At 61.4% G+C, this 15,185-nt stretch carries 15 protein-coding genes; 7 read left to right on the top strand and 8 right to left on the bottom strand.

What is annotated here, in order from left to right; genetic code table 11:
• Positions 1-58: 58 nt before the first annotated feature.
• A complete protein-coding gene (gene trpE / locus OIM99_RS16380; protein WP_311851509.1) occupies positions 59-1,576 on the bottom strand; it encodes an anthranilate synthase component I in 1,518 nt (505 codons plus the stop codon).
• Between the two features lie 11 nt (positions 1,577-1,587).
• Complete coding sequence (locus tag OIM99_RS16375) at positions 1,588-3,495, bottom strand: SurA N-terminal domain-containing protein (RefSeq protein WP_311851508.1); 1,908 nt, start codon at positions 3,493-3,495, stop codon at positions 1,588-1,590.
• Positions 3,496-3,721: 226 nt separating this feature from the next.
• Between OIM99_RS16375 and tpiA the strand changes: the two genes are divergently transcribed.
• From tpiA to OIM99_RS16360, 3 genes are all read left to right on the top strand, one after another.
• Positions 3,722-4,471, top strand: a complete 750-nt coding sequence (gene tpiA / locus OIM99_RS16370) for a triose-phosphate isomerase (RefSeq protein ID WP_311851507.1) — start codon at positions 3,722-3,724, stop codon at positions 4,469-4,471.
• A 113-nt stretch (positions 4,472-4,584) separates the two neighbouring features.
• Positions 4,585-5,106: a hypothetical protein gene (locus OIM99_RS16365; protein ID WP_311851506.1), complete on the top strand. Its 522-nt coding sequence runs from the start codon at positions 4,585-4,587 to the stop codon at positions 5,104-5,106.
• A gap of 138 nt (positions 5,107-5,244) precedes the next feature.
• A complete protein-coding gene (locus tag OIM99_RS16360) occupies positions 5,245-6,033 on the top strand; it encodes a hypothetical protein (RefSeq protein ID WP_311851505.1) in 789 nt (262 codons plus the stop codon).
• Between the two features lie 141 nt (positions 6,034-6,174).
• Here OIM99_RS16360 and OIM99_RS16355 read toward each other — a convergent pair whose 3' ends face one another.
• Both OIM99_RS16355 and OIM99_RS16350 read right to left on the bottom strand, forming a co-directional pair.
• Positions 6,175-6,510, bottom strand: coding sequence for a hypothetical protein (locus OIM99_RS16355; RefSeq protein ID WP_311851504.1), 336 nt, complete (start codon positions 6,508-6,510; stop codon positions 6,175-6,177).
• Positions 6,511-6,592: 82 nt separating this feature from the next.
• The gene (locus OIM99_RS16350) at positions 6,593-7,219 is read right to left on the bottom strand and encodes a TetR family transcriptional regulator (RefSeq protein ID WP_311851503.1); all 627 of its coding nucleotides are present in this window, start codon (positions 7,217-7,219) and stop codon (positions 6,593-6,595) included.
• A 97-nt stretch (positions 7,220-7,316) separates the two neighbouring features.
• Here OIM99_RS16350 and OIM99_RS16345 point away from each other — a divergent pair, with 97 nt between their 5' ends.
• Together OIM99_RS16345 and OIM99_RS16340 are read left to right on the top strand one after the other, a co-directional pair.
• The gene (locus OIM99_RS16345) at positions 7,317-7,982 is read left to right on the top strand and encodes a class I SAM-dependent methyltransferase (RefSeq protein WP_311851502.1); all 666 of its coding nucleotides are present in this window, start codon (positions 7,317-7,319) and stop codon (positions 7,980-7,982) included.
• A 149-nt stretch (positions 7,983-8,131) separates the two neighbouring features.
• Positions 8,132-9,319 (top strand): MFS transporter, encoded by a 1,188-nt coding sequence (locus OIM99_RS16340; RefSeq protein WP_311851501.1) that lies wholly within the window; start codon positions 8,132-8,134, stop codon positions 9,317-9,319.
• A 66-nt stretch (positions 9,320-9,385) separates the two neighbouring features.
• Here OIM99_RS16340 and OIM99_RS16335 read toward each other — a convergent pair whose 3' ends face one another.
• The 3 genes from OIM99_RS16335 to OIM99_RS16325 all read right to left on the bottom strand — a co-directional run bounded on the left by OIM99_RS16335 (position 9,386) and on the right by OIM99_RS16325 (position 11,386).
• Complete coding sequence (locus tag OIM99_RS16335; RefSeq protein ID WP_311851500.1) at positions 9,386-10,162, bottom strand: RES family NAD+ phosphorylase; 777 nt, start codon at positions 10,160-10,162, stop codon at positions 9,386-9,388.
• Entirely contained in the window at positions 10,122-10,505 is a 384-nt protein-coding gene (locus OIM99_RS16330; protein ID WP_311851499.1) for an MbcA/ParS/Xre antitoxin family protein, read from the bottom strand. Before OIM99_RS16330 ends, OIM99_RS16335 begins: the two co-directional genes overlap by 41 nt.
• Before the next feature lie 137 nt (positions 10,506-10,642).
• A complete protein-coding gene (locus OIM99_RS16325) occupies positions 10,643-11,386 on the bottom strand; it encodes an SDR family oxidoreductase (protein WP_311851498.1) in 744 nt (247 codons plus the stop codon).
• A gap of 98 nt (positions 11,387-11,484) precedes the next feature.
• Here OIM99_RS16325 and OIM99_RS16320 point away from each other — a divergent pair, with 98 nt between their 5' ends.
• Entirely contained in the window at positions 11,485-12,393 is a 909-nt protein-coding gene (locus tag OIM99_RS16320) for an AraC family transcriptional regulator (protein ID WP_311851497.1), read from the top strand.
• Positions 12,390-13,247 (top strand): hypothetical protein, encoded by an 858-nt coding sequence (locus OIM99_RS16315; protein WP_311851496.1) that lies wholly within the window; start codon positions 12,390-12,392, stop codon positions 13,245-13,247. The genes OIM99_RS16320 and OIM99_RS16315 overlap by 4 nt, the downstream gene beginning before the upstream one ends.
• A 59-nt stretch (positions 13,248-13,306) precedes the next feature.
• On the opposite strand, the gene OIM99_RS16310 is transcribed toward OIM99_RS16315, so the two are convergent.
• A complete protein-coding gene (locus tag OIM99_RS16310; RefSeq protein ID WP_311851495.1) occupies positions 13,307-14,995 on the bottom strand; it encodes a DUF4236 domain-containing protein in 1,689 nt (562 codons plus the stop codon).
• Between the last annotated feature and the right edge of the window lie 190 nt (positions 14,996-15,185).

Genomic DNA, 15,185 nt, shown 5'->3' with positions numbered 1-15,185 from the left:
TTTCGCCCCTATTATTTGTCAGCGTTCAGTCCGTGGTTCTCATGAAATTTTATCAGGACTACTGCCCGCGCCGCGCACTGGTCGCGAAGCGCACGGCTTCTTCCGCCGCGCGAAACAAGGCCTGCGCCTTGTTGATGCATTCGCGGTGCTCGCTCGCCGCCACCGAGTCATAGACGATGCCGGCGCCTGATTGCGCGTGCATCTGGCCATCCTTGATGACGGCCGTGCGCAGCACGATGCAGGTGTCCATCTCGCCCGATGCACCGAAATAGCCGATGCAGCCGGCATAGATGCCGCGCTTGTCGACTTCCAGCTCGTCGATGATTTCCATGGCGCGCACCTTTGGCGCACCGGAGACGGTGCCGGCCGGGAAGCCGGCGGAGAGCGCTGTGATGATGTCGTGCTGCGGGTCGAGCTTGCCCTCGACATTGGACACGATGTGCATGACATGGCTGTAGCGTTCGACGAAGAAACGGTCGGTGACTTCGACGGTGCCGATCTGCGAGACGCGGCCGACATCGTTGCGGCCGAGATCGAGCAGCATGAGATGTTCGGCGCGTTCCTTCGGATCGGCCAAGAGTTCCTGCGCCAGAGCCTCATCCTCAGCCGGCGTCTTGCCGCGCCAGCGGGTGCCGGCGATCGGGCGAATGGTCACCTTGCCGTCGCGCACGCGCACCAGGATTTCCGGACTCGAGCAGACGATCTGGAAGCCGCCGAAATCGAGATAGCAGAGGAAGGGCGCCGGATTGACGCGGCGCAACGCGCGATAGAGCGAGAAGGCCGGCAGTTCGAACGGGCCGGTGAAGCGTTGCGACAGCACCACCTGAAAGATGTCGCCGGCGCGGATATATTCCTTGGCGCGCTCGACCATTTCGAGATAGCGCGCTTCCGGCGTGTTGGAGGTGGCGGGCTGCGCCAGGAGATGCGGATCGGCCGCTGGCGGTGCGTGGGTGAGGGGGCCTTCGAGCAGCGCCACCACGCTGTCGAGCCGGGTCTGCGCGCTTTCCCAGGCGGCGCGGGCGTTGACGCCCTGTTGCGGGCGCACCGGCGTGACGATGGAGATTTCGTCGCGCACCGTGTCGAACACCACCATCAAAGTAGGGCGGATCATCACCGCGTCTGGCACGCCGATCGGATCGGGCTTGGCCGGCGCCAGCCGCTCCATCTGCCGCACCATGTCATAGCCGAGATAGCCGAAGACGCCGGCGGCCATCGGCGGGAGGTCGCCCGGCAGATCGATCTGCGATTCCGCGATCAGCGCGCGCAGGCCGTCGAGCGGCTTCTGCTGCATCGGCTCGAAGTGGTCGCGATCGGAAAGCGCGCGGCGATTGATCTCGCAGGCATCGCCCTGCGCCCGCCAGATGATGTCGGGATCGAGGCCGATCATCGAATAGCGGCCGCGCGAGGCGCCGCCTTCGACGGATTCGAGCAGGAAGACATTGCCGTCGCGGCCAGCCGTCAGCTTCAGGAAGGCCGAGACCGGCGTTTCCAGGTCGGCGATCAACGTGGTCGCGACCAAAACGCTCTTTCCGGCGCCAAACGCCTGCGCGAAATCCTCGTAGGTGATCGCCGACATGAGTGTGCCGCTTAGTTGTTGTCGCCGCCGCCAACCGCCATGCGAACGGCCGCTTCGTTGATCGAAACACCCATGTCGCTTTGCAGTCGCGTCACATATTGCGCCAGGATGTCTTCGGCGAGCGCCGGCTTCAGCCTGTCCTCGACCGCCTTGATGTTGTCGTCGTCGGCATCGAGCGGCGGCGTGATGGAATCAACGACCTTGAAGATGACGCGATCGAGACCATCGGCGACCGAGGCGATTGAGCCGTTGGCGACGGAGAAGACGCGCGCCACCACGGCCGGCGACAGTTTCTCCGAGCCGGTGCGCTTCACGTCATTGGCGAGTTCGTCGGGGACGCCGAGTTCCTTGGCCTCAGCTTCGAAGCTCGCGCCGCCTTGCAGGCGCTTGACGATCTCACCGGCTTTTTCCTGCAGGATGCGGACGATTTCGTCCTCGCGCCAGCTTTTGGTCACCTGTTCGCGCACTTCGGCCAGCGTGCGCTCGCGCGCCGGATCGATCGCCTTCACCTCGAACCAGACATAGCCATTGTCCTTGGTGGTCAGCACGTCGTTGTCCATGCCGATGTCGGAAGCGAAGACGGCGCGCAGCACCTGATCGCGCTCGGGAATGTCGGTGATCGGCTGGCCGTCGCGGCCGCGCCCGTTGGCATCAACCGCATCGACGGTGATGGCCTTCAGCTTCAATGCCTGGGCAGCATCGCCGATCGACTTACCGGCGGTGCGTTCATCCTCGATCTTGTCGCGCAGGCTCGAGACTTCGTCACGGGCGCGTGTGGCGGCGAGCTGGTTCTTCACTTCCTCGGCCACTTCGGCGAAGGGCTTCACCGCCTGGGCGTTGATCTTGACGACGCGCACGAGCACGGCGCCGAAATCGCCCTTGATCGGCTCGCTCACGCCGCCTTCCGGCAGGGCATAGGCGGCCTTGCCGACGGCCGCGTCGACGAAATCTCGTTGCGTCAGGGTGCCGAGCGCAATGTCCTTGTCGGACAGTTTGCGTTCCTGGGCGATCGCATCGAAGGTCGTGCCGGCCTTGATCTTGTCGCTGGCTTCCTGCGCCGCCTTCTCGTCGGGGAAGACGATCTGCTGCACTTCGCGGGTCTCGGCGGTGGTGTAGCGTTCGGCCTTAATGCGGTCGTAATAGGCGGTCGCGTCGGCATCGGAGATTTTCGACGCATCGGCGACGCTCGACGGCGTGATCGCGAGCACGGTGAAGGAGCGATATTCGGGAGCGCGGAAGGCAAGCTTGCGCGCGTCATAGAAGCTCTGCAACTGCTCGTCGGTCGGTGCCTTGATCTCGCCGGCGGCTTTTTCCGGCAGGCGGAAATATTCGACGCTGCGCGTTTCGGCGCGATAGCGATGGATGGCTTCGCGCATCGCCTTCGGCAGTTTCAGATTGGCAGTCAGGGAGTCGGCGATCTGCTGGCGCAGATAGACGCGGGCCTGCTCTTGAATGAAGCGCTGCTCGTTGGGATAGCCGGCTTCACGCAAGGCGTCGTTGAAACGGGCGCGGTCGAACTTGCCGGTGGGGCCGACAAAGTTCGGATCGCCGACGATCGAGGCGGCGATGTCGCTGTCGGCGAGCGCCAGGCCCATCGACTTGGCTTTCTGGTCGAGCGCCGCTTCGGCGATCAGCCGTTGCAGCACGAGCCGGTCGAGGCCCGCGGCGCGGGCCTGGTCGCTGGTGATCGACTGGCGTGTCTGGCGCTGCAGATTGGTGAGCTGGGTCTGATAAGCGGAGCGATAGGCGTCCAGGCTGATTTCCTGGCTGCCGACCTGAGCGACGCGGTTCTGGCCGAATCCTTTGAAAATGTCGGCAATGCCCCAAATGGCGAAGCTGATGATCAGAATGCCGAACATCAACGTCATGATGGCTTTGCCGACCCAATTCTGGGTCATCCGCCGCATACCTTCGAGCATTGTCACCCTTCCAGACCAACGGGCGCCGCCTCCTGTCGCGGCGCCAGAGCGTTTTGCAAAGCGCAAAGACGCGTCCAAACAAAGACCGAGGGCAAATCACGTTTCTGGCGAAGGTGATTTGCTTCGGGGCAGCGGTTCACATACCTGCCCCGGCGCGCTTTGCATAGCTTGGAGGCTCTGCTAACCCCGGCAGATAAAGGGGAATTGCGTGTAACTGGGAGTGTCAATGCGCCACAGCCGCCGCCCGCTCGTCGCGGGAAACTGGAAAATGAACGGTCTGCGGGCGTCCCTGGCCGAAATCGCTGCCATTGCAACGGGTTCCGAGACAGCCGGAGCCGAGCTGCTGATCTGCCCGCCGGCAACCCTGGTGGCCGCCGCCGTGGCCCAGACGGCGGGGTCTCCCTTGAGAATCGGCGGCCAGGATTGCCATTGGGCGCCCTCGGGCGCCCATACAGGAGACATTTCCGCCGAAATGTTACGGGATGCCGGCGCCGATCATGTGATCGTCGGCCATTCCGAGCGTCGCGCCGACCATGGCGAGAGCGATGCGGTGGTGAAGGCCAAGGCCGAAGCGGCGCTGCGGGCCGGCCTCACCGCCATCGTCTGCGTCGGCGAGACCCAGGCCGAGCGCGAAGCGGGCAAGACGCTTGATGTGGTCGGCACGCAGCTTGCCGGCTCCCTGCCTGATGGTGCGACCGCCGCCACTCTCGTCATCGCCTATGAGCCCGTCTGGGCCATCGGCAGCGGCCTGACGCCGACGCCGCACGATGTGGCCGAGGTGCATGGCTTCATTCGCGAACGGTTGATCGCGGCGCTGCGCGAGCAGGGGGAGGCCGTGCGCATTCTCTATGGTGGTTCGGTGAAGCCTGCGAACGCCGCCGAGCTGATGGCGGTGAAGAATGTCGACGGCGCGCTCATCGGCGGCGCCAGTCTTCTGGCGAAAGATTTCCTGGCGATCGCCGGTGTGTATCGCTGAGGAAGCCGCGAACGGGACAGCGAGACATATCATCTCAATTTCCGTTCGGCGTGTGCTTCTTCGATAGGACGATCGCTCGTCGCTCGATAAATTTTCTTCGATTGAGTTGATACGTGGCACGACAAGTTGCGGGCTGTTTTCAGTCGTTTTGCGACGGGCGTTTCTTTTTTCATCGCTTCGTCGCGACTTCTGTTCACGAAGAGCGGATGTCGCTTGTTCGTGCAAGCGCTTCTGCTACCAGCGGAGTCGCGCCACATCTTAAATCGGTGTGTCGCTTCTCGAACTATAGTGGGCTGGGAAAGACTATGATCGTACGTACTGCTCTCATGGCTGGCCTTGTGGCCGGCCTTTTTATGACTTCGCTTCCGGCTGCCGCCGCTGACCGGAATGTCGACATCATCAACAACACGAAGAAGACGCTGAAAGAGTTCTATGCATCGCGTGTGAACAAGAACAGCTGGGAAGAAAACATCCTCGGCGGTGATTCAGTGGAGCCCGGCGAAACGCAGCCTGTCGATATCGACGATGGCAGCGGCGGTTGCCGATTCGACTTCAAGGCCGTGTTCTCGGATGGCGATGAAGTCATCAACAAGAATGTCGACGTCTGCGCCGTCAGCACGATGACCTACAAATAATTCATCCGATCGGATCGATGCGCGGTGTCGCGCATCGGTCCGGCATTCTTGGCGCGCATGAAGACGTGTTGTTGACGGGTATACTGTAAAGGCGCACATGCAGGGGAAGCCGCGAGGGCGGCTCGAATGGAGAACCTCATGTTGGCGCCCATCGTCGGCAATCCGGTCGTGCAGGTGAAGGCGCCGGCTTTGCTCAATCCGCGCTATGCGGCGGCGGGCATCGATCTTGAAGTGGTTCCCGTCGAACTGCCGTTGGATGATTTCGACGCCACCTTTTCGGCACTGCTCGGCCGCGATGACGTGGCCGGCGTGATCGTCACGGTTCCCTTCAAGGCGCAAGCGATCAAACATTGCGCTTATCTCGACGCGCAGGCTGAAATCGCCGGCGCGGCCAATCTCGTTACGCGCGGTGACGACGGCCAGTGGCGTGGTGCGATGACCGATGGCGTCGGCATGGTGCGCGCGATGCACGTGGCCGGCTTCGATCCAAAAGGACGGCGCGGCTTCATGGCGGGGGCCGGCGGCGCTGGCAAAGGCATTGCGGCGGCGCTTTCGGCTGCGGGCATCGCCGCGCTCGACATCTACGATCCGGCTTATGAGAAAGCCATCGATCTTGCCGTTCGCACCGGCACCATGGCCCTACGCAGGCCGCCCGGCACGCTTGGCGACTATGACCTTCTCATCAATGCGACGGCGCTGGGCCTCAACGAAGACGATCTATCGCCGTTCGATCTGGCGCAGGCGAATGCCGACGCTTTCGTCGCCGATGTAATCGCCGAACCGTCGCCGTCTCGTTTGCAACAACGCGCTGCGGCGCGCGGGCTGCGCAATATCGGCGGCATGGATATGCTGGCGGGGCAGCTCGATCTGCTGTTCGAGGAACTGGCGGCGTCTCTCGTCAATAGGCACAAGATCGGGCGAGTGTGATAGCGGTCCGGCTGCGGCGATTAACTTCAGCGATAAGCCTTGGGCCATGCTGGGCCATGGAGAAGTTCGGACAGCAGACGAAACGGCGTGTTGCTGGCGGCATGGGACGTCAGATGTTCGGAGACTTCGCGGACGTCAATCTCATAGAGGTTTTTCGTGTCGAGAAGCGCAGACGTCACCTGCAGCCAAGAGGAGCGGCATCGCATAATAATATTCCAGATGCGGTGGCTGCAAACTGTCCTCATCTCCATAGTTTAGAAAATTCTCTTTTGCCTCATCCAAATCTGCCGGTGATAGAAGCTGCTTTTGCAAGAATAGGTTGTACGTTCGAATGCAACGTTTCGCGTCATCGTCCCCAGAGTGCTCAATGAGGAGCGACGCTCTCTGCAACAGGATTTTCAAAAAAACGAGTTTGGACAGGTCATTTTCTTGATCGAGAGAAGCGTAGAGTTGCTCGTAGTTTCGAACACCGTCCATCTGTCGTCGCTTTCAATATCGTCCGGTTGAATGTTGACTGAGACTATCGATAGGCTCGCCGCGCAAGACCAGGCAGGCGTGATCACCCGAGATCCTTGAGATAAGCACACAGCATATCGGCCACCGCCTCGGCGTAGGTTTCGATTTCCTCAGCCGCGCGCGGGCTTGAGGAGAATTGCTTGCCCACCGCGCTCAATGTCGTGGTGATCACGTCGGCGACGAGAATGCGTTTGGCGTCCGGCTGTTGGGGCAGGGCTTCGCGCATGAAATCTTGCATCGTGCGCGCGCCTCTCTCCTTGGCTTCGCGCGCTTCCGGCGCGTCGCGATAGAGCGGTGCGGCATCATCGAGCGCGCCGCGGATGGCGGCCTCTTCGCATTCCGAGCGGATGAAGGCATGGACGAGGGCGCGCAGCCGCGCCGGTGGCGGCTTGCCGGTGTCTTCGAGAATCGCGCGCAGCAGGTCGCTGGTCTGGCGCCATTCGTCGCTTTGCAGGCGGAAGAGGATCGCCGCCTTGTTGGGGAAATATTGGTAGAGCGAGCCGACGCTGACGCCGGCCTTTTCGGCCACGCGGGTGGTGGTGAAACGCTGCGCGCCTTCGCTCGTCAAAACCTGAACAGCCGCTTCGAGAACGGCGGAGATGAGATCGGCCGAGCGGGCCTGCTTGGGTGATTTTCGCGAGGAAATAGAAGTGCTTGGGCGGTCGGTCATGGGACGGGCGCGGCAATGCGAATGGAAAACCTGAAGGATTATTCGTATTTTCTTCGTCGACGCAAGGCCCTGTTCGGGCCGCCCCGGAGACCTTCTTATGACCACCCTGACCACCACGCCGCTGGCCCCGCTGCTCGACCGGCTGTTCAGCGAAGCTGACGCAGCGCAGCCGGCGATGAGCGCCTTCGTGAGCGACCTTTCGTCGGAAGAGCGGGCGCGCCTCATGCGCAGCAAAACCGACTATCTCGATCTTTACGGCCGGCTGAAGGACTTGCCGCTGCCGGTGTCGCGCGAGACGGGCGCGCTGCTCTACATGCTGGCCCGTGGCGCGCGGGCGCGTTCGATCGTCGAATTCGGCACGTCGTTTGGCATTTCGACTCTGCATCTGGCGGCGGCGCTGCGCGACAACGGTGGTGGCCGCCTGATCACCAGCGAGTTCGAACCCTCGAAGATCGCCCGCGCGCGCGACAATCTCAGCGCCGGCGGCCTCATCGATCTGGTCGAAATCCGTGAAGGCGATGCGCTGCAAACGCTGAGTGTCGATCTCCCCGCGACGATCGACCTCCTGCTGCTCGATGGCGCCAAGGCGCTTTATCCCGATGTGTTGAGCCTGGTGGAAAGCCGCCTCAGGCCCGGCGCCTTCATCGTCGCCGACAATGCCGACTATTGTCCCGATTATCTCAAGCACGTGCGTGCGCCCGGCAGGGGCTATATGTCGACGGCTTTTGGCGGGGATGTCGAGCTGTCCATGCGGCTTGGTTGATCTCGGCTCGGCTGATCGCCTCTCACAAGTTCACCGCTGCCCCGCAGCCGTAAGCGTTCACGTCAACCAACGCATTGACCGACCTCGTTCGGCAGTGCGTTGGCTTGCATCCGGCGCACTCCATCGATGTCCATCTGGAGTGTGCAGACATGTCTGCGATTGTTCATCCTGATCTTGCCTATCGTCACGTTCTCGTTCTGACGGGGGCGTTGTTTCTCTCTTACCTAGCGGTGGCGATGTCGCTGCCGGCGGTGTCGCTCTACGTCGTCAACGATCTCAATCTGAGCAATGCCTATGGCGGCCTCGCGGTCGGCATTGCCTTTCTCTCGACGATCGTCACGCGCGGCCAGGCCGGCGCGTTCACTGACAAACTCGGCGGCAAGCTCGTCATGCAGCGCGGCCTCGTCCTCTATGCGATCGCCGGCCTGATCTGCTTGCTCGCCGGCTTGCCGCAACTGCCGGTCGCCGGTCGTTACGCGGTGCTGATCGCTGGGCGGCTGCTGCTGGGCCTGGGTGAAAGCTTCGCCATGGTGGCCATGGTCGGTTGGGCCATCGGTCTCATGGGTCATGGGCGCTCGGGCCAGGTGCTCTCGCTCGTCGGCATGGGCATGTATGGCGCCTTCGCGGCTGGTGGCCCACTGGGCCTGGCTTTGCTTGACCACATCGGTTTTTCCGGTCTCATGATGGTGTGCACGGCTCTGCCGCTGGTCGGGCTGATCGGCATCCATTGGCTGCCGGCGGTGGCGCTGCAAGCGGGCCAGCGCGAACCCTTCTGGCGGATCATCGGCCGCATCTGGCGCGCCGGTGCCGCCGTTGGCCTGCAAGGCGTCGGCTTCGCGGCACTCGGCGCGTTCTTCGCGCTCTATGTGATGAGCCACGGCTGGCCTTATGCCGGGCTCGGCCTCACCTTTTTCGGCGTCGGTTTCGTCGGCATGCGTTTGCTCTGGGGCCACTTGCCCGATCGCATCGGCGGCACCCGCGTCGCCGCCGTCTCGCTCGCGGTGGAAGCCTGCGGCCAGTATCTGCTGTGGCTGGCGCCTGGGCCGGAGCTGGCGCTCGTCGGTGCCCTGCTGACTGGGCTTGGCTGTTCGATGGTGTTTCCGTCGATGGGCTCGGAAGTCGTCAAGCAAGTGCCGCCGCATCTGCGCGGCACGGCGGTCGGTGGCTTCGCCGCCTTCCAGGATCTTGCCTATGGTGCGACCGGGCCGGTGGTGGGCGTGCTGGCGGATTATTCCGGTTATTCGAGCGTGTTCTTGATCGGCGGTCTGGCGGCGACGCTCGGCGTGTGGCTGGCGCTGGGGGTGCGCAGATCGATGGCGCAGCCGCAACAAGCTTGATGCCAGAGGTGCAATGCCACGCATGAGCCTTTGCAAGATCACGTTTCGGAAGAAACGTGATCTTGCTTAAGCGCGTTTGCGCTCCCAATTCAGAGTGGCAATCCGTCGATCGGCCGCGAAGGCGTCGCGCGGAAATTCCAGCGCCTGTTGCGGAAACTCGCACAGAGCTTGGATGCCTGATGTGTTCAGACGAATCCGCCAAGTCTGGCGGCTGACCGGCGCGGTTTGAGAAAATGTCCGGCACGTCAGGATCGCCAGATTGGAACCTCGGGCGGGATCGCGCACCGACTGGTAGCGGATCACATCCGCATCGGCTGTTCTCGCGGCATCGGCGAAGGCCTGACAGCCAGCGTAATCGATGGGATCGATCCAGATCGCAGCGTCGGCCGACAGCGGCGCGCTGGTGAGATCGAGAAGACGGGCCGTTGAGATGCCGGCGGAAAACGCGGTGTATTCGGCGGCATTGGAGGGCCAGGGCGTGGCCGGCGACTCGGCGAAGAACAGGAGGCGGTAGAAAGCCATCTCGGCAACCGCCGTCGTGGCGCTTTCGGATGCATAATAAAGGCCGGGCGTGCGCCCGGCGCGCCGGAAGCGCGAGCCGCGGGGATAGAGGGCGCCATAGCGGAAGGGTGTCGCCAACAGGAAGTCGAGGTGCCGGCATTCCGGCGGGATTGCCGGCTTGGTCGCTTCGATCAAATCCTCAAGCAGAGCCTGCTCGGCAAGCGTATCGGTCAGCTTCAGCGTGGAGACGCGGTGCTGCGCCTCGACAAGCCGCCAGCATACACCGTCGAAGCTGCGAAACTCAGACGAGAGCGCGACGCGCGTCCAGATAGGCGATGACATCGAGGAGTCCGCTGATGGTTTGCACTTTGTCGATCGGCCGGGCGTCGAGCGCGGTGTTGGGATTGGCCAGCCAGCGCGCGGCCACCTGCGTGTCGCCGCCGACGATGGAATCGAGCGAACGAAACAGGCGCACGAAGAGGACGGCCAGCTCGAAGGGTTTCGTGCCGGGTTCAAGCCCGAACTCGCCCCGTTTCATGCGCGACACCGTCGCCTCGCTGACACCGATGACGAGCGCCAGGACACGGGCGGTGACATCCAGTTGATCCGCCGCCCGGACGACGGCCCGGGTGATGACGCCGCCGGCTTTTGGCGATGCGGAGGGCGAGAGGTCAGGGGCAGGCATGGATAAATCCTTTCTTTGGAAATAATATATCAATTAAATGCCTAAAGAAAGAAAAATTCCCCAGAGTGCCAATAGCAAAGCGAACGGCGCTTGTGGGCGCCGCTCGTTTGATTTTGCTGCGTAATTTGCTTCCGCTCTCAGCCGGCGCGTGCCAAGGCCACGGCGTCGGCGCCGGCCGGGAAACGCAATTGTCCTGAGACATCATTGGCGGCCTCCCACACGGCCTCAGCAACGTCCGTTTCCTTCGTCACCAGCGCCGGCTTCGCAAATCCGGCGAAGATCGGTTGCGCGAAGGCCGCATAGGCCTCGGGGATCAGGTCCTCGACGCGCACGTCGGTATTCTCAGCGAAGCGGGTGGTCGGTGCGTAACCAGGCTCCACCAGTTTGACGCTGACACCGAAGGCTTGAAGCTCGTGGGCGAGCGAGCCGGTGAAACCTTCGATGGCCATTTTGCTGGCCGTGTAGGCGGCTGCCAGCGGCATCGGCGTGAGCGTGACGCTGGAGGTGACGTTGACGATCACGCCCGATCTGCGGGCGCGAAACTGCGGGATCACCGCCTGGGTCATCGCCATCACGCCAAACGTGTTGGTCTCGAACACTTTGCGCACATGGGCCATTGGCGTCGCCTCGAAAGCGCCGACCACGCCGATGCCGGCATTGTTGACGAGCACGTCGATCGGCCCGCTGCGCTCGAGCGTCGCCGCTATGCTCTCGGGCTTGGTGACGTCGAGCGGCAGCACCAGCAGGCGTTCTGAGGCAGGCAGAATGTCCTCCCGCGGGGTGCGCATGGTGGCGATCACCTTCCACCCCTGGGCACGGAAGTGGCGGGCGGTCGCGAGGCCGTAGCCGGACGAACAGCCGGTGATCAAAACGGTCTTCATAGGAAAGCTCCTCTCTGGGGTTGACGAGGGGGAAATAACCTTCAAGATCAGGACTATCATCAATCAGAAGTCCAAATTTAATTGGCAATAGTCCTGAAATGACCGATCCGCTGTCTCAAGTCATCGAACTGCTGCGGCCCCGCGCGGTCTTCTCAAAAGGGATCAGCGGCGCCGGGCGCTGGGGCGTGCGCTATTCGGCGTTCGATCAGCCGGGCTTTTGCGCGGTGATCGAGGGGCGCTGCCGCCTGGCCGTCGATGGCGAGGAGCCGATCAGCCTGGAGGCGGGCGACTTCGTGCTGCTGCCGGCGACACCTGCCTTCACCATGTCGAGCTTCGACACTGTGTCGCCGCGATCCATCGACCCCAAGGTCGCGCCGGCACCGACGGAGGAAGTGCGCCATGGCCGGCCTGACGGGCCGCCCGACGTGCGTCTGCTCGGTGGCTATTTCGTTTTCGACTCTCCCGATGCAGCGCTTTTGGTGTCGTTGCTGCCGGTGATCGTTCATGTGCGCGACGCGCAGCGGCTCTCGGTGCTGGTGCGCCTCGTCGGCGAGGAGGCGGCCGCGCAACAGGCCGGCCGCAATCTCGTGCTGACCCGTCTCGTCGAAGTGCTGCTGGTCGAAGCCCTGCGCGCCACCCAAGGCAAGAAGGCCCCGCCCGGGCTGCTGCGCGGCCTTGCCGATGCGCGGATCGCCATCGCGATCAGGCGGATGCATGGCGATCCCGAGCAGGCTTGGACGGTGGAGAAGCTTGCCGAAGAGGCCGGCATGTCGCGCTCGGCTTTCTTCGACCGCTTCACCCGAACCGTCGGCCTGCGGCCGATGGAATATCTGCTGACGTGGCGCATGGCGGTCGCCAAGGATCTTTTGCGGGGCACGGACATGGCGCTCGATGAAGTGGCGCGGCGTATCGGCTATGGCTCGGCAAGCACCTTTAGTACCGCCTTCAGCCGCCATGTGGGACAGCCGCCGGGGCGCTATGCGCGGGTTGGGAGTTTCGCCCCGTGAGCTATGACTTGATGGTGTTCGATCCCCATGTCGCGCCGCGCGAACGAAGCGCGTTTCTTGAGTGGTATCGGGTGCAAACCGAGTGGTCGGAAGGCCATGCCTATAACGATCCTGTCGTGACCACGGCGCCATTGGCGGCATGGTATGCCGACATGCGGCGCGATTTCCCGAATATGAATGGTCCTGGCGCTTACGAAATCGCCGATGACGAGGACAATCCGCGCGTTACTGATTATTCCATCGGTCAGTCGGTCATCTACGCTGGCTTTCGTTGGTCGGAGGCGGAAAGCGCCTATGCTGCCGTGCGCGCTTTGGCGGTCAGGCATGGTGTCGGTTTCTTCAATGCCAGCGTCGACGACGGCGAGATCTGGTTCCCGCCAGCCGATGCCCTTGATACAACGGCGATGTCCGGCCTCACGCTGACCCTCGAAGGGCAACGGGCTTTCGTATCGCCGTCAGTGGCCTTGATCGAGGCGGCGGTTGATTGGCTCAATCCATCCGGTGGCCCCGGGTTTCTCGTTCTGCAGAACCAGACGGGAGACTATGCCCAGGTTGGTGGCGGCAAGGGCACTTGCACGGTCGAATGGCGGCAGCATTCGAACACGGGCTTTCAGCATTGGGTCGCTGGCAGGCCAGGGCCGGGTTCCGATACAAACATCACCATTCCTGGGAACGGCACACATTTTTCGATCAGGGCGAACGAGCGGCTTTCGAATGAAAGCGTTAAGCTGATCTTGCGCGACTTTGCTGAAGGGAAATCTCGACCGACAACTTTTGTCTGGCGCGACATCACGGAAGAACTCGGCGGCGAGAAACGTCAGTCCGCTACTAAACCGTGGTGGCGGTTCTGGTGATGGAGTTCGTGAAAACCGGCTTGACATGAAAAAGACGGCCTGATGAAGCCGCTTTTGTCTTACATCTGCTTCTTTAGCAAACTCATGTGAACCCAGCCCCAAGGTTCAGACTGGCCATCTCCAACCCTCGCCCATGATCCGTTTCGGTCGAGAATGACCAAGATCGTACCGGCTTTGATAACTCGTAAAGACGGAGCGTTTCGATCGGGACCGCTTCGCAGGTTTGCTCCAGAGACGGTAACCATGCGCTCTAATGCTGTCTGGGCGGCTAAACTGCGAACGATCTGTTGCGGTTCGGATGTCGGCTGTGAGCTAGCCACATCGATTTTCTGTGCCGGAATGAATTTCGTGCTGTTTGTTGCGGCCGTTTGATGAGCGGCATTATTCGTAGGCGAGCTCATCTCAGCCTGTTGGGCAAGAGGTTGAAAGAATGAAAAGCCTGCCGCCATAGCAACCGGAATGACGATTGTTTCATAGGCTCCCCTGACCTCTGGAAGCTGTGGAAGTCTCTGTGCTGGATCAATCTGGTTGGATTCATCGTCGGCAGCAAATACGTCTTTCGGATTTGATGCTTGACCTCGCATTGCCATCTGAAACGCTTGCATCGCAAAGCCGAACTCTAAGGCTGCGTCGCTGCGGCTTAGCAGATAACCCTCGAAGATGCCGCTCGAGGATGTGAAGTAGATTTTCCCATAAGACACGATCGGAATTTGATGGTTTTCCTTGAAGCGACGATCGGGCGAGCCGTCCTTATTTGCTTTTGCCCATGTGCTGCCAACGATTTTGGCATCTAAAGGGAGATCCTCGTTTTCTATAAATTTTATCGTCATGGCTTGGACGTTGATCTCTCGCATATCGACAAGAGCGTAATCTGACGCAGATTTCTCCCTGATCAAGAGAAAGCCGGGAAAGAGATTTAGGTCACCGCCATTCGCATTTTCAAAGCACAAGCCGCCATGGTTCGTGGATACGATGGCATCGCGCGTGGGCCGTAACGCGACAAGAGTGCGAGAGATCGCATTTGACGCGATCGTCCGCTCCTTAATTTGATCTGTGGCCACGGACGAAGTGACATCCCATGTGCGCGTTGATAACGACATCGCGCGATGAGCGGTAACGACCCGCTCCCATGCAGCCCAGGTTTGCTCGTCAAATTCGACGCTTATCTTGATTTCAGAGGCTGCGAGAGCGCTTGCGACTTTCAGGGCTTCTTCGTCTGCGACCGCGAACGCTGTTTGTGCTTTTGGTACGGTCCAACCAGCAAAGACACTCAATGGGAATTGTTCTCGTCGGCGTAACTTTTTCCAAGTCTTGAGACGTTCCTTTAATGCGTTGTTCCAGTCCGGTTCCAACATTCTTTTTTGACTTGCAGCTTCATTGATGAGTTGCTTGAGGCCTGCCAAATCTGGGCTTGTGAGTGTGGCGATTTCAGCGCTACGGATTTCCCCCTGAAGAGATTCTTTCGCAGGGCTAGGAGTAGAGGGCGGAGCCTCTGGCTGATGTTCTAAGCGTGGCTCGGTCGTGGCTTCGTCTTGATGCCTCGTTCCACTGGAAAGACTGTGGACATAAGACAGTCCCGTGCCAGGGATTCCCATTGTCAGAGTTGAGCGTCGAGTGCCGACGTTCAATCTCATGCCGGGAATGCCCGCGCTTACCGACATGCCGCTGAGGCTGAAATTCACCCTAACACCGGGAAAAAGACGAACGGACTGGCGGAACCTGAATCCCATTTTGATCTCGCGGATCAATGCTTTCCGTTTACATTAGCAATCTCGATGGAAAGAAAACAATTGCGCATCTCGGACGTTGTCTAGTTTGAGCTAAGACGTGCAATACGGGAGCGAATGGATCGAGTACGACTTTTGGCGTTTTACCATTTGCCTCTGGACTTCCGTTCGCGGCCTGCGGCGCGTCGGGAGTGGCATGGAGACTGCGGCC

This window comes from Methylocella sp. CPCC 101449 (assembly GCF_031921685.1).
Lineage (GTDB): Bacteria > Pseudomonadota > Alphaproteobacteria > Rhizobiales > Beijerinckiaceae > Terripilifer.
Note: the sequence above shows the minus strand (reverse complement) of the source record. Positions and strands in the feature narration are given on the sequence as shown.